At 65.7% G+C, this 14,331-nt stretch carries 9 protein-coding genes; 8 read left to right on the top strand and 1 reads right to left on the bottom strand.

What is annotated here, in order from left to right; translation table 11 throughout:
* Together V3572_RS13775 and V3572_RS13770 are read left to right on the top strand one after the other, a co-directional pair.
* Positions 1-1,113: response regulator (locus tag V3572_RS13775; RefSeq protein WP_332111590.1), on the top strand; the 1,113-nt coding region annotated here is incomplete at its 5' end.
* A 327-nt stretch (positions 1,114-1,440) separates the two neighbouring features.
* Positions 1,441-4,206 (top strand): response regulator, encoded by a 2,766-nt coding sequence (locus V3572_RS13770; RefSeq protein ID WP_442877386.1) that lies wholly within the window; start codon positions 1,441-1,443, stop codon positions 4,204-4,206.
* A gap of 204 nt (positions 4,207-4,410) precedes the next feature.
* On the opposite strand, the gene V3572_RS13765 is transcribed toward V3572_RS13770, so the two are convergent.
* Positions 4,411-4,875: a hypothetical protein gene (locus V3572_RS13765; protein ID WP_332111588.1), complete on the bottom strand. Its 465-nt coding sequence runs from the start codon at positions 4,873-4,875 to the stop codon at positions 4,411-4,413.
* Between the two features lie 371 nt (positions 4,876-5,246).
* Between V3572_RS13765 and kdpA the strand changes: the two genes are divergently transcribed.
* From kdpA to V3572_RS13735, 6 genes are all read left to right on the top strand, one after another.
* Positions 5,247-6,980 (top strand): potassium-transporting ATPase subunit KdpA, encoded by a 1,734-nt coding sequence (gene kdpA / locus V3572_RS13760; RefSeq protein WP_332111587.1) that lies wholly within the window; start codon positions 5,247-5,249, stop codon positions 6,978-6,980.
* Positions 6,981-6,992: 12 nt separating this feature from the next.
* A complete protein-coding gene (gene kdpB, locus V3572_RS13755) occupies positions 6,993-9,065 on the top strand; it encodes a potassium-transporting ATPase subunit KdpB (RefSeq protein ID WP_332111586.1) in 2,073 nt (690 codons plus the stop codon).
* A 9-nt stretch (positions 9,066-9,074) separates the two neighbouring features.
* Positions 9,075-9,662 (top strand): potassium-transporting ATPase subunit KdpC, encoded by a 588-nt coding sequence (gene kdpC, locus V3572_RS13750; RefSeq protein WP_332111585.1) that lies wholly within the window; start codon positions 9,075-9,077, stop codon positions 9,660-9,662.
* Positions 9,663-9,671: 9 nt separating this feature from the next.
* Positions 9,672-12,338 (top strand): sensor histidine kinase KdpD, encoded by a 2,667-nt coding sequence (locus tag V3572_RS13745; protein WP_332111584.1) that lies wholly within the window; start codon positions 9,672-9,674, stop codon positions 12,336-12,338.
* Positions 12,325-13,017, top strand: a complete 693-nt coding sequence (locus V3572_RS13740) for a response regulator (RefSeq protein WP_332111583.1) — start codon at positions 12,325-12,327, stop codon at positions 13,015-13,017. Before V3572_RS13745 ends, V3572_RS13740 begins: the two co-directional genes overlap by 14 nt.
* 126 nt (positions 13,018-13,143) lie before the next feature.
* On the top strand, positions 13,144-14,331 hold a 1,188-nt coding region (locus tag V3572_RS13735; RefSeq protein ID WP_332111582.1), incomplete at its 3' end, for an APC family permease.

Raw genomic sequence — 14,331 nt, 5'->3', positions numbered from 1 at the left:
TTTTTGGCGAACATGAGCCATGAGATCAGGACGCCCTTAAACGGCATCATGGGCATGCTGCAGATCCTGCACGATTCGGATCTTGAAAAGCAGCACGTCCACTTCGTCGAAATGGCCATAGAATCAAGCAAGAGATTGACCCGGCTGCTCTCCGACATTCTCGACCTGTCCCGGGTCGAGGCCGGAAAGATGCAGATCCAGATCGAGCCGTTTGACCTGAAAAAACTGTTGCAGGATTTCATCGCCCTGCATGAGCCGGTCTCGATCCAGACCGGCGTGCGCATCCGCCTCGTGATGCATGAGGCGCTGCCCAAAATGGTGTGCGGCGACAGCATCCGCATACAGCAAATCCTGACCAACCTGGTGGGGAACGCCTTCAAATTCACCCGGTCAGGGAGCATCGTCCTCGACGCCAGCCCCCTGCCGCCGCGCCATCCCGGAAAGACCTGGGTGCTGTTCACGGTGGCCGACACGGGGTGCGGGATGGCCGACGGACAGCTGGCGAAACTCTTCGAGCCGTTTGTCCAGGCCAGCCAGGGATTCACGCGCCCACACCAGGGGGCCGGGCTCGGCCTTTCCATCGTCAAACGCATCGTCGAGCTCATGGGGGGATCGATCGCCGTGGAGAGCGAGCTCGGGACGGGAACCGCCTTTTATGTCTCAATACCCTTCCTGGCGGCGCCAGCGACAGAGGAAACGGACAAGGAAAAACAAAAGCATGCCTCCCCCGGGCGCCGGACGAAACGGGTCCTGTTGGCCGAGGATGAAACGGTGAGCGCCATCGCCGCCTCCTGGCTGCTCAGAAAGGAAGGATACGCCATCGATACGGCCAAAAACGGACAGGAGGCCATCGCGGTGTTGCGGGAGAAGGAGATCGACCTGATCCTCATGGACGTGCAGATGCCGGTCATGGACGGCGTCGAGGCCGCCAGACGAATCCGCTGCGGCGAGGCCGGGGCCGACAAGGCCGACATCCCCATCATCGCCCTGACGGCCTATGCCATGGAGGGGGACCGAAAAAAGCTCCTTGCGGCCGGCATGAACGAGTATGTCGCCAAGCCGGTTGAGCGCGACGCCCTGCGGGAGGCGATAGAGCGGGTTCTCTCGGCCTGAGCGGGCAACGGCGTCAGGTCGGCGTCCCTCGACGACGCCGCATGAAGCGCCCGGACGTACATGGAGAAGGAACCGCCCGCCGGGCGCTTCGGCGCAACGCATGGGTCGGCAGGGGAAACAACGGGCGAGGACGCATCCTCTCCCCGTCATGAACAAACAACGACGCCATCCAAGAGGATGTCCATGCCTTCTGCCCACAAAAATCCTGCCACGAAACAGGCGCCTCCGGCATCCCCTCCCACGGCCCCTCCCGTTGACGAGGCCCGCCGCGCAACGCAGGCGCAGGACGCCGCACAAACGGAAAACGCCCACCTGCAGCGCATCAGCGTGGAAAACATCCCCATCGGCGTGGCCATCATTGATGCCCAAACCCGGGTGGTCGAACTGGTCAACTCGGCGGCGGCGGCCATGTTCGGGGCCAGACCGGAGGATATTCAGGGAAACCGCTGCCACAAGTTTCTGTGCCCGGCCGAGGAGTGCGCCTGCCCCATCGGGGATCTGGGGCAGACCGTGGACAACTCGGATCGCATCATGCTGCGAGCCGATGGCACGCGGATCCCCGTCCTGAAAACCGTCACCCCGATCCTGGTCCAGGGACAACAGAAATACCTGGAATGCTTCATCGACATCCGGGCCCGAAAGGATGCGGAAATCGAATTGCAACGCTCGCGCGAGCAGTTCGAACTGGCGGTAAAGGGCTCCAATGACGGCATCTGGGATTGGGATTTGCGAACCAACACCCTTTTCCTCTCTCCAAAATGGAAAGAGCAGCTCGGATACCGTGACCAAGAACTGGACAACGTTTTCGCCACATTTGAAAACCTCCTCCACCCTGAGGACCGGCGACATGTCTTCGAATACATCCAGCAGTACTTGCAAGGGGATGCCCAGCGCTACATCCAAGAATTCAGAATGCGCCACAAGGATGGGACGTACCGGTGGATACTGGCCCGTGGCGAGGCGGTGCGCAACGCCTCCGGCGCTCCCGTGCGCATGGCCGGTTCGCATACCGACATGACCGAGCAGAAAAAAGCCCAGGAGCGTCTGGAGGAATTCGCCCGGCAGATGGAGATCAACAATATCGAACTGGACCAGGCATTGGGCCAGGCCCAGGCCGCCACACAGGCCAAAAGCGAATTTCTGGCCAATATGAGCCATGAGATCCGCACCCCCATGAACGGGGTCATCGGCATGACCGGCCTGCTGCTCGGGACCGACCTCACGGACGAGCAACGCCGCTACGCCGAGATCATCCGCACCAGCGGCGAATCCCTTTTGAATCTCATCAACGACATTCTTGATTTCTCCAAGATCGAGGCCGGAAAGCTGGAACTGGAGATTCTGGATTTCGACCTGCTGGATCTCATCGACGATTTCTCCGACGCCCTGGCCGTTCGAGCCCAGGAAAAGGGACTGGAATTTTTGTGTTTCGTCGATCCGGATGTCCCCATATCCCTTCGCGGGGATCCGGGCAGGCTGCGCCAGGTGCTCAACAATCTCGCCGGGAACGCCATCAAGTTCACCCACGCCGGGGAGGTGACCGTCAAGATCACCCTGACGGACGACCACGAGGACGGCTGCCTGCTGTGTTTCTCGGTACGCGATACCGGCATCGGCATATCGGAAGAGAACCACGCCGTGCTTTTCGACAAGTTTTCCCAGGCGGACGCCTCGACCACCCGGAAGTATGGCGGCACCGGCCTGGGCCTGTCCATCTCGAAACAACTGGTGACGATGATGGGCGGAGAGATCGGGGTCAACAGCACGCAGGGCCGGGGCGCGGAATTCTGGTTCACCGTCGCCGTAGAAAAACAGAAACACCGCCTCAGGGAGGCCCCTTCGCCGACACTGCTGCACGGGGTGCGGGCGCTGGTCGTGGACGACAACACGACGAATTGCGAAATTTTAACGATCAACATGGCCAGTTGGGGTATGCGGCCCTACGAGGTCCCAAACGCCCCCCTGGCCCTGGGGGCGCTGTACCAGGCGCTAGAGGAGAACGATCCGTATCGCCTGGCCGTCATCGACATGCAGATGCCGGGCATGGACGGCCTGGCCCTGGGCCGGGCCATCAAGGCCGATCCCCGCCTGGCCGGGGTCGCGATGGTGATGCTGACCTCCATGGGGACGCGCGGCGACGCCCGCCGTTTTGCAGAAGCGGGCTTCCGGGCGTATGAGGTGAAGCCCATCCGGCGCAGGGATTTGCTCAACATCCTGCAACGCGTCCTGCAGGACGCCGACCAGGACGAACAGCTTATCATCACCCGCAAATCCGCCCGGGAGCGGGTGTCCCCGTTGCCGCACGCCGGACGCATCCTCGTTGCGGAAGACAACATCACCAACCAGCAGGTGGCCTTGGGGATTCTCGCCAGGCTGGGCATGCGCGCGGACGCCGTCGCCAACGGGGTCGAGGCCCTGCAGGCCCTCAGGACCATACCCTACGACCTGGTGCTCATGGATGTGCAGATGCCTGAAATGGACGGCTTCGAGGCGACCAGGCATATCCGGAGCGCCCAAGGGGCCGTTCTCGACCATACCATCCCGATCATCGCCATGACCGCCCACGCCATGCAGGGATACCGGGAAAAGTGCCTGGCGGCAGGCATGAACGATTATGTGCCGAAACCCGTCTCGGCCAAGGTTCTCGCCGAGGCCTTGGCCAACTGGCTGCCGGACCACGCAAAGGCCCAAAAGGAGGGGACGCCGCCCATCCCGCCGGACGTCTCCGGGACGGCCTGCGACGATCCGGAACCGGCCGCATTCGACAAGGCGGCCATGTTGTGCAGGATGATGGACGATGAGGACTTGGCGCGACAGATCGTCATGGCCTTTCTGGACGACGTTCCCAAAAGGATCAGAAGCCTACAGGAGAACATCCAATCCGGAAATTGCGAGGCCGCAGAGCGCATCGCTCATTGCGTCAAAGGAGCGTCCGCGAACGTCAGCGCCGAGAGACTCAGGGCGATGGCCTCGAAAATCGAGCAGGCCGGAAAGACCGGGAACCTCTCTTTGCTCAAAACCTATTCCCTGGACATTGAAACCGTCTTCAACAGCGCCAAAGAGGCTATGCACCGGGAATACCATATCCGGTGACCAAGGCCCGCGTTGCCCGCCTCCATCGCCAAGGCGGCCTTTCCTCATCCGGGTGCGGCGACTCCGCATCCTTTTGCCCGTCCTTTCGGCCGGACGGAATCAGGAGGCCATGCCGCAGGCCATCGACCTGACCGTCGCCCGCAACGCCATTCCCAGGCCCTTTCCGGCCCGGGATCTCTCGGCCCAGAGCGTATCCGGCCTGCCTCACGGCGCGTCCTTTCGATGGGACAAGCCCCTGCGGAGGCCTGCGGCATCCCCCTGCCCGTGGGGTGAACCCGGGGTTGGCGCGGCCTGCGCGCCGGTCAGGTCCAGTTGCTGCGGGGCCTGCGGCTTGGGGGCTCCCTGTCGCCCGGCCCCGACGTAGGGATTGCGGCCAAGCCGGAAGGGCCAGCAGGGGCACGGCTCAAGGCCCGGGCTGGCGTCGCCCGCCGTACAGCCCCCCGGGGTGTCGGCCGCAGCGCAGCCTTCGCAGTATCGCCGGACCACGGCGACCACGTTGCGGGTTGCGCCATCGGGAAACGTGCCCTGCCGATACGGATGGAAGGGACAGTCCGCCGATGCGCAGGCCCCGGCCGGTCCCCCGAAGCATTCCCGGCAAAAGGCCGCAATGGCTTGCAACGGGGTCCGGCGCTTGCCCGCATAGCCGGGGACCGATGGTTTGCTTTTCATGGCGCCGCCTCCAGAACGTTCGGGAACTCTATCGCAGGCCAGGGGCCGACGTCGAGGCCCCCCGACCCGGGACAAACGGCCGACAAGGGTCTTTTGCCCGCGTATTTACAAAATTTTTACACCTCGACCCGCAAATTTAACACCCTGTTTACACGCCAGGACATATACCTTGCCCATCGACTCTCACCAAGGAGGTCCGATGGACATGCTCATTTTCTTCCTCATCCTGGCGCTGGTCTTTGGGCTCTTTGGCCTGATCAACTTCCTCTCCTGCCTGGAGGGAAAATAACCATGGACGTCTTGGCGCTTCTTATTGCGGCCGCCCTGTTCGTTTTTCTTGCCGCGGCGCTATGCAAACCGGAGTGGTTCGAATGAACACCAGCAACGTGACGCAACTTGCCTTTTACCTGGTCGTCCTTCTTGCGGCCTCCTGGCCTTTGGGACGCTACATCGCCAGGGTCTACCAGGGAGAAGAAATCGGCCTGGATAGGGCCTTCGGCCCATTTGAGCGCCTGCTCTATCGCCTGAGCGGCATTGACGCCGACGAGGAGATGAACTGGAAGACCTACGCCGTGGCCGTGGTGCTTTTCAACGCCGCAGGGCTTTTGGCGGCATATGCCATCCAGAGGCTTCAAGGCCTGCTGCCGCTGAACCCGGCCGGGCTTTCCGGCGTGGACCCGTTTGTGGCCATAAACACCGCCGTGAGCTTCGCCACCAACACCAACTGGCAGGCCTACGGCGGCGAAACCACCATGAGCCACCTCACCCAGATGCTGGCGCTCACGGTGCAGAACTTCGTCTCCGCCGCCACGGGCATGTCCGTGATGGCCGCCGTGATCCGGGGGCTGGCCCGACGCGAGACGGATCGGCTGGGCAATTTCTGGCGCGACCTCACCCGCTCTACCCTCTATGTGCTGCTGCCCCTCTCGGTGGTCCTGGCCCTGGCCCTGATCTGGCAGGGCGTGCCCCAGACCCTGGAAGGTTCCGTCACGGCCACGCTTGTTGATCCGGCCGTCTCCGAAAAACCCGGGCCGGACGCGGACGGCGCACGGACGGAGCAGATCATCGCCCGCGGGCCGGTGGCCTCCCAGGTGGCCATCAAGCAATTGGGCACCAACGGCGGCGGGTTTTTCAACGTCAACTCCTCCCATCCCTTTGAAAACCCGACACCCCTGACGAACCTGCTGGAACTGCTGGCCATCCTGCTCATTCCGGCCGCGCTGTGCCACACCTTCGGGGTCATGGTGGGCGACAGGCGGCAAGGATTCGCGGTGCTTGCGGCCATGACCATCCTGTTTGCCGGGTTCGCCCTCCTGACCATGCAGGCCGAGAGCATGCCAAACCCCCTGTTGGCGGAGACCGGGGTGGCGTCCGCCCCGAGCCTGGAAGGCAAGGAGGTCCGCTTCGGCGTTGCCGGATCGTCCCTGTGGGCGGCCGCAACCACCGCCGCCTCCAACGGGTCGGTCAATTCCATGCATGACAGCTACACGCCGCTCGGCGGCATGTGGCCCATGCTGCTCATGCAGCTTGGCGAGGTGGTCTTCGGCGGCGTGGGCTCGGGCCTCTACGGCATGCTGATTTTCGCCGTGGTGGCGGTGTTCGTGGCCGGGCTCATGGTCGGGCGCACGCCGGAATACCTGGGCAAAAAGATCGAACCCTTCGAGACCAAGATGGCCGCCCTGATCATCCTGATCCCGCCGTTTTTGTGCCTGATGGGCACGGCCCTGGCCTGCGTCGCCGGTCCCCCCGAGGCCGTCGCCAACCCCGGGCCGCACGGATTCAGCGAGATCCTCTACGGCTTCTCCTCCATGGGCAACAACAACGGCAGCGCCTTTGCGGGCCTGACCGCCACCTCGCCCTTCTGGACCGTGGCCGGGGCCGTGGCCATGTTCGTGTCCCGCTATGGGCTCATCATCCCCGTGCTGGCCCTGGCCGGTTCCCTGGCGGGCAAGAAGCGGTTGCAGGTAGGCCCCGGCGCCCTGCCCACCCATGGCCCCATCTTCGTCGCGCTGCTCATGGCCGTGGTGCTGGTGGTGGGCGCGCTCACCTTCGTGCCCGCGCTGGCCCTGGGGCCTGTGGCCGAGCATCTGGCCCTGTTCAAATAACGAGGTTCCCGTATGTCCAAGAACACAAAAAATCGCCCCCTGTTCGATCCGGCCATCGTCCGCCAGGCCAGCCTGGCGTGCCTGCGCAAGCTGACCCCGGCCAGCCAGGCCCGCAACCCGGTCATGTTCACGGTCTACGTGGGCAGCTTCCTGACCACGCTTTTGGCCGTACAGGCCTTTGTGGGCAAGGGCGAAGCCCCCTTCGGGTTCGTGGCCTCCGTTGCCGCCTGGCTGTGGGCCACGGTGCTTTTCGCCAACTTCGCCGAGGCCATGGCCGAGGGGCGCGGCAAGGCCCAGGCGGCCGCCCTGCGCGGCCTGCGCACCAACGTCATGGCCAAGCGGCTGGCCTCGACCCACCGCGAGGCGTTGGTGACGGAGGTCGTGGCCGACAGCCTGCGCCGGGGCGAGGTGGTGCTGGTCGCGGCCGGGGACACCATCCCCTGTGACGGCGACATTCTCGAAGGGGTCGCCTCGGTGGACGAATCGGCCATCACCGGAGAAAGCGCCCCGGTCATCCGCGAGGCCGGAGGGGACCGCAGCGCCGTCACCGGCGGCACGCGGCTCCTCTCGGACTGGTTGGTGGTGAGGGTGGCCGCCGAGTCCGGAGAGACCTTCCTGGACCGCATGATCTCCCTGGTGGAAGGGGCCACGCGCCGCAAGACCCCCAACGAAATCGCCCTGAACATCCTGCTGGCCTCGCTGACCCTCATCTTCCTGGTGGTCTGCGTCACCCTGCGGCCCATGTCGGCCTTCGCCGTGGCGCTCTCGGGACAGGGCCAGGCCGTCACCATCACGGCCCTGGCCGCCCTCTTCGTCTGCCTGGCCCCAACCACAATCGGCGGGCTTTTGTCGGCCATCGGCATCGCGGGCATGGACCGGCTCATCCAGTCGGGCGTCATCGCCACCTCCGGCCGGGCCGTGGAGGCCGCCGGAGACGTGGACGTGCTGCTTTTGGACAAGACCGGCACCATCACCCTGGGGAACCGCCAAGCCACGGCCTTTTTGCCGGTGAACGGGGTGGACGAGCGCACCCTGGCCGAGACGGCCCAACTGGCCTCCCTGGCCGACGAAACCCCCGAGGGGCGCTCCATCGTGGTGCTGGCCAAGGAGCGTTTCGGCATCAGGGGGCACGAACTCCAGGCCCTTGGCGCCACCTTCGTGCCGTTTACCGCCCAGACACGGCTCTCGGGCGTGAACCTGCCGGGGCGGACCCTGCGCAAGGGCGCGCCCGACGCCATCAAGGCCCTGGCCGAGCAGTCCGGCGAGCGCATCCCCGAGGAACTCGACCGCTTCATCCATGACGTAGCCAAGTCCGGCGGCACGCCGCTGCTGGTGGCCGAAAACGGCAAGCCGATCGGCGTGGTATGGCTCAAGGACATCGTCAAGGGAGGCATCCGGGAACGCTTCGCCGAACTGCGGTCCATGGGCATCAAGACCATCATGGTGACCGGGGACAACCCGCTGACGGCGGCCGCCATCGCGGCCGAGGCGGGCGTGGACGATTTTCTGGCCGAGGCCACCCCCGAGGCCAAGCTGGCGCGGATCCGCCAGTATCAGGCCGAAGGGAAAATGGTGGCCATGACCGGCGACGGCACCAACGACGCCCCGGCCCTGGCCCAGGCCGATGTGGGCGTGGCCATGAATTCCGGCACCCAGGCCGCCAAGGAGGCCGGGAACATGGTGGACCTGGATTCCAACCCCACCAAGCTCTTGGAGGTGGTGGCCATCGGCAAGCAATTGCTCATGACACGCGGCTCGCTCACCACCTTCAGCATCTCAAACGACATCGCCAAGTACTTCGCCATCATCCCGGCCGTGTTCGCGGGCATCTACCCGCAACTTTCCGGGCTCGACGTGATGGGGCTGGCCTCGCCCGCCTCGGCGGTGCTCTCCGCCGTGATATTCAACGCGCTGATCATCGTGTTCCTGATCCCCCTGGCCCTGCGGGGGGTGAAATACGTTCCCCGGCCTGCGGCCACGGCCCTGCGCCGGAACCTGCTTCTCTACGGCCTGGGCGGATTTCTGGTCCCCTTTGCGGGCATCAAACTCATCGACATGATCATTGCCGCCCTGGGATGGGCGTAGGAGCCGGACATGTTCACCATGACGCTGAAACAGCTCAAACCCGCCGCCTTGATGCTCCTGTGGATGACGCTCCTCACCGGTCTGGCCTATCCCCTGGCCATGACCGCCATGGGGACGGCGCTGTTCCCCGTCCAGGCCGCTGGGAGCCTGCTCGAACGCGGCGGAGCCGTGGCCGGGTCCAGCCTCATCGGCCAGCCCTTCGCCTCGGATCGCTACGTCCACGGCAGACCCTCGGCCACCTCGCCGCAGGCCTATGACGCGGCCGCATCGGCGGGCTCCAACCTGGGACCGTCCAACCCGGCCCTGGCCAGGGCCGTGGCCGACCGGGCCGCGAAGCTGGCCGCAGAAAACGGCGGCGCCCCCGTCCCCATGGACCTGGCCACGGCCTCGGGCAGCGGCCTGGACCCGCACATCTCGCCCGAAGCGGCGGCCTGCCAGGCCCAGCGCGTGGCCCGGGCGCGCGGGGTGTCCCTCCAGACCGTGACGGAGCTCATCGAAAACCACACCCAGGGCCGTACCTGGAGACTTTTGGGGGAGCCCCGGGTAAGCGTGCTCGAACTCAACCTCGCCCTGGATGCCCTGGGGAAGAAAGAGTAGGATCGTTTTATGCGAGAAGACGGCCAACGTCCCGATCCGGACGCCCTGCTGGCCATGGTCCAGCGCGAAGAGGCCGAGAAACGCCGGGGACGGCTGCGGATTTTCCTGGGCATGGCCCCCGGCGTGGGCAAGACCTATGCCATGCTGGAGGCGGCCCGGCTCAAAATGGCGGAGGGGCTCGATCTGTTGGCCGGGATCGTGGAGACCCACGGCCGGGAGGACACCGAGGCCCTGCTGTACGGCATGCCCGTGCTGCCGCGTCGGCATATCGACTACAAAGGCCACGCGCTTGAGGAATTCGACCTGGACGCCGCCCTGTCCGAACGACCGGCGCTGATCCTGCTGGATGAACTGGCCCACACCAACGTCCCCGGCTCGCGGCACCCGAAACGCTGGCAGGACGTGGACGAACTCCTGGGGCATGGCCTGGACGTCTGGACGACGCTCAACATCCAACACCTGGAGAGCTTAAACGACATCGTGGCCCAGATCACCGGGGTGCGCGTGCGCGAAACCGTGCCCGACGCCATGCTGGAGAAGGCCGAATCGGTGATCCTGGTGGATCTGCCGCCCGAGGATCTCCGCCAGCGCCTGAGCGAAGGCAAGGTCTATCTGCCCGGACAGGCCGAGTGGGCCAGCGAGAACTTCTTCCGTAGCGGCAACTTGAGCGCGCTTCGCGAACTGGCCCTGCGTTCCACGGCCAACCGGGTGAACACCGAGGTGCTGGTCTACCGCCAGGGCCACGCCATCCAGACCACCTGGCCCACGGCCGAGTGCATTCTCGTTTGCGTGGGACCGTCCCCGACGTCGGCCACCCTGGTGCGCGCGGCCAAGCGGCTGGCCGACAGCCTGCACGCCTCCTGGCATGCGCTCTCCATCCAGCAGCAGTCCGGAGGGGAGGCGACGGCCAAGGCCCTGGCCAACCTGAACCTGGCCCAGGAACTCGGCGCGCAGACGCATGTCCTGCCCGGGGGCGACGTGGCCCGGCTCATCGTCGGGTTCGCCCGGCAGCACAACGTCACCCGCATCGTCATCGGCAAGCCCCTGAAGCGACGGTTCCTCGATTTTTTCAAGGGCAGCCCGGTGGACCAACTGGTTCGCGTCAGCGGCGAGATCGATATCCACGTCATCAAGGGGCAGGACACCGGCGGGCCGCGTCCGGCGAGGCCCGACACGCCGCCGAAAACACGCTGGAAGGATTATGCGGCCATGGCCGGGGTGGTGGGAGCGGCCACGGCCGTCTGCTTCGCCATGTATCCGTACTTCGCGCCGGCCAACCTGATCATGGTCTATCTCCTGGGGGTCATGGCCGTGGCCGTATGGATGTCCCGGCGGGCCTCCGCCCTGGCCTCGGCCTTAAGCGTCCTGGCGTTTAATTTCTGCTTCGTGCCGCCCCGCTTCACGTTCGCCGTGTCCGACGCAGGCTATCTGGTCACCTTCGCCGTCATGTTCCTGGTGGCCCTGGTCATGAGCGGCATGGCCTCGCGCATCAAGGCCCAGGCCGACAACGCCGGACAACTGGAGCGGCAGGCCTCGGAACTGAGCGGACTGTCCCGGCGCCTGGCCGCCACGCGCGGCACGGAGGGCCTTTTGCGGGTGACGCGCGAACACATCGACAGGGTGTTTCGCTGCAGGGCCTTCGCGCTCCTGCCCATGGCCACGGGCAAGCTGGGGGCCGCCTTCATGCCGGACGACTCGGACGCGCTGACCGGAAAAGACCTCGGCGTGGCCCAATGGGTGTTCGACAACGGGAAGGCGGCGGGATTTTCCACCCAGACCCTCTCCAATTCGGACGCCCTTTTCCTGCCCCTGCCCGCGACCAATTCCGTGCTCGGCGTCATCGGCCTGCGTCCCGAAGACGAGGACGCCCGGGGGGCTCTGCTGCTTCCGGACAGGCGGCGGCTTCTGGACGCCTTTGTCCATCAGACGGCCCTGGCCCTGGACGTGGACCGGCTGGAGGAGAAGGCCCGGTCCACTCTGGTTGAGGCCGAACGGGAAAAGATCAGGGCGCAGCTTTTGTCCACGGTGACCCATGATTTCAAGACGCCCCTGGCGGCCATCTCCGGTTCCGCCGAAAGCCTCCTGGCCATGGGGGAGGCCGCCGCACCGGAGGTGCGCGGGGCCCTTTTGGACAACATCGCGGGGGAGGCGTCGCGGTTGGGGCGTCTTGTGGACAATCTGCTGCGCATCGCCGCCCTGGAATCCGGGGCCGTCGTGCCGGACGTGAGGCCCGTCCCCCTGGAGGAGGTGCTCGGCAGCGCCCTGTCGCGACTGGATGCCCAGTTGGCCCGGCATCCCGTCACGGTGGACATCCCCCCGGACATGCCCCCGATCCCCATGGACCCGGTTCTCATGGAGCAGGTCTTCGTCAATCTCCTTGAAAACGCCGCGAAATACACGCAGGATGGAACCGAGATCGTGGCCGCCGCGTCCGTGCGCCAGGGGCAGGCGGTCATCGTGGTGCGGGACGCTGGCCCGGGTTTGCCGCCGGGAGACCCGGAAAGGCTCTTTGAGCGTTTCCAGCGCGGCGACCGGGTCGGCCCGGAAGGGTACGGATTGGGCCTGGCGATCTGCCGGACCGTGGCCAAGGTCCACGGCGGAACCCTCATTGCCGCCAACAACGCCGCCAAAGGAGCGCGGTTCACCCTGACCCTCCCTCTCCATGAGCAACGCTAACCCCACGATCCTGGTCATCGACGACGAAATGGCCATCCTCCGTTTCCTGCGGCCCTACCTGGAATCGGAGGGATACGGCGTGCTTGAGGCCCGCACCGGACACGAGGCCCTGTCCTTGATTTCGTCCCATAGCCCCGAGGTGATCCTTTTAGACCTCGGCCTCCCGGACATGGACGGCGACGAACTGCTGGAGCGGTTGCCGCCGTGGAACAGGGCGCGGGTCATCGTGCTGTCCGCCCGGGGCCGGGAACAGGACAAGGTGGCCGCCCTGGACAAGGGCGCCAGCGACTACCTGACCAAACCCTTCTCCCTGGCCGAATTGGCGGCCAGGATACGGGCCCTGCTCAGACGGACGGCGGCGCACGACACGCCACAGGCATCACTTCTGCGGTATGGCGGGCTCGTCATCGACCTGGAGGCCCATGTGGTGACCCTGGAAGGTGAAGATGTCCACCTGACGCCGACCGAATACAAACTCCTGACCTTCCTGGTCCGCCACGCCGGAAAGGTCGTCACCCACGGCCAACTCTTGCGGGGAGTCTGGGAAAAGCACAGCACGGAGCAGGAACACTATGTGCGCATCCATATCCACAAGCTCCGCCAGAAGATCGAGAAGGATCCGACCCGCCCCAAGCATCTGCTGACGGAGACCGGCGTCGGCTACCGCTTCAAAGAATAAAACCAACGCCTTCCGTTCATGGTGCGCGCCGCCCGGCGGGTTTTGGACCGCCCCGGCCGGCAAGGCCGCCCGGCCCTGGCGGGCAGCCCTCCCGAAAACCCTTTCCCGCCACCCAAAGGAGAGCCCATGCCCGCGCCCAACCCGATTGCCGCGACCGCCCAGCGGGGTCCGAAAAAACAGCTCGGCCTTTTTTCGGCCATGGCCATCGGCGTCGGCGGCATGGTCGGCGGCGGGGTCTACGCCATCTTCGGCACGGCCGCCGGGGTGGCCGGGACGGCCCTGTGGCTGTCCTTCCTCTTGGGCGGCGTGGTGGCCCTGGCCACCTCCTACAACTACGCCAAGCTCGGGGCCCACTATCCCACAAAGGGAGGGGCGGTGGAGTTCCTCGTCCGGGGCCTGGGCGACGGCGTCGTAAGCGGCGGCCTGAACATCTACATGTGGATCGGCTACATCATTGCCCTGGCCATGTATGCGGCCGGGTTCGCCGGATACCTGATGACCTTTTTCCCCCATGTCCAGGCCCCCTGGCTGCCCAAGGCCGTGGCCGCAGGGGCGGTGCTGCTTTTCGCCGGGGTCAATGCCCTGGGCGCGGCCTCCGTGGGCCGGTCGGAACTGGTCACCGTGGCCGTGAACCTGGGGGTGCTGTCCATCTTCGCCGTGTGGGGCTGCGCCACGGCCGACTGGGCCGGACTTTCCGCCTCGCAATGGGCGCCGCCCACGGGCATCGTCTTCGGCGGGGGGATGCTTTTTATCGCCTACGAGGGCTTCGGGCTGGTGGCCAACGCCGCCGGGGACATGGCCGATCCGGCCCGGACCCTGCCCAAGGCCCTGTATCTCTCGGTCGGCGGGGTCATCGTGATCTACCTCGGCGTGGCCCTGGCCGTACTCGGGCATCTGCCCCTGCCCGCCCTCGACGCGGCGAAAGACTACGCCTTGTCCCAGGCGGCCAAGACCTTCATGGGCGGGGCCGGATTCACCTTCATCGCCGTGGGCGCGCTGTTCGCCACGGCCGCCGCCCTCAACGCCACGCTTTTTGGGGCGGCCAACGTCTGCTACATGATCGCCCGGGACGGCCAGCTCCCGGAGGTCTTCGACCGCATGGCCTGGAAGCGGGCCCCGGAGGGACTCTTTCTGACGGCCGCCCTGGTTCTCGTGTTCGTCCTTTTTTTCGACCTCTCCAGCGTAGCCATGATGGGCAGCGGGGCGTTTCTCTTCATCTACGCCGCCGTGGCCGCCGCGCACCTGCGCCTGCGGGCCGAAACCGGCGGCCGACCGGCGCTCATCTGGCTGTCCATCGCCCTGTGCCTGGGCCTT

The sequence above is a fragment of the Desulfolutivibrio sp. genome (genome assembly GCF_036584575.1).
GTDB lineage: Bacteria > Desulfobacterota > Desulfovibrionia > Desulfovibrionales > Desulfovibrionaceae > Desulfolutivibrio.
This window is presented reverse-complemented; position numbering and strand designations above follow the sequence as displayed.

Excerpts from the sequence above, each read along its gene's own strand:
- V3572_RS13740 (WP_332111583.1), top strand. The coding sequence starts at position 12,325 with ATGAGCAACGCTAACCCCACGATCCTGGTCATCGACGACGAAATGGCC.
- kdpB (WP_332111586.1), top strand. The coding sequence starts at position 6,993 with ATGTCCAAGAACACAAAAAATCGCCCCCTGTTCGATCCGGCCATCGTC.
- kdpC (WP_332111585.1), top strand. The coding sequence starts at position 9,075 with ATGTTCACCATGACGCTGAAACAGCTCAAACCCGCCGCCTTGATGCTC.
- kdpA (WP_332111587.1), top strand. The coding sequence starts at position 5,247 with ATGAACACCAGCAACGTGACGCAACTTGCCTTTTACCTGGTCGTCCTT.
- V3572_RS13745 (WP_332111584.1), top strand. The coding sequence starts at position 9,672 with ATGCGAGAAGACGGCCAACGTCCCGATCCGGACGCCCTGCTGGCCATG.
- V3572_RS13765 (WP_332111588.1), bottom strand. The coding sequence starts at position 4,875 with ATGAAAAGCAAACCATCGGTCCCCGGCTATGCGGGCAAGCGCCGGACC.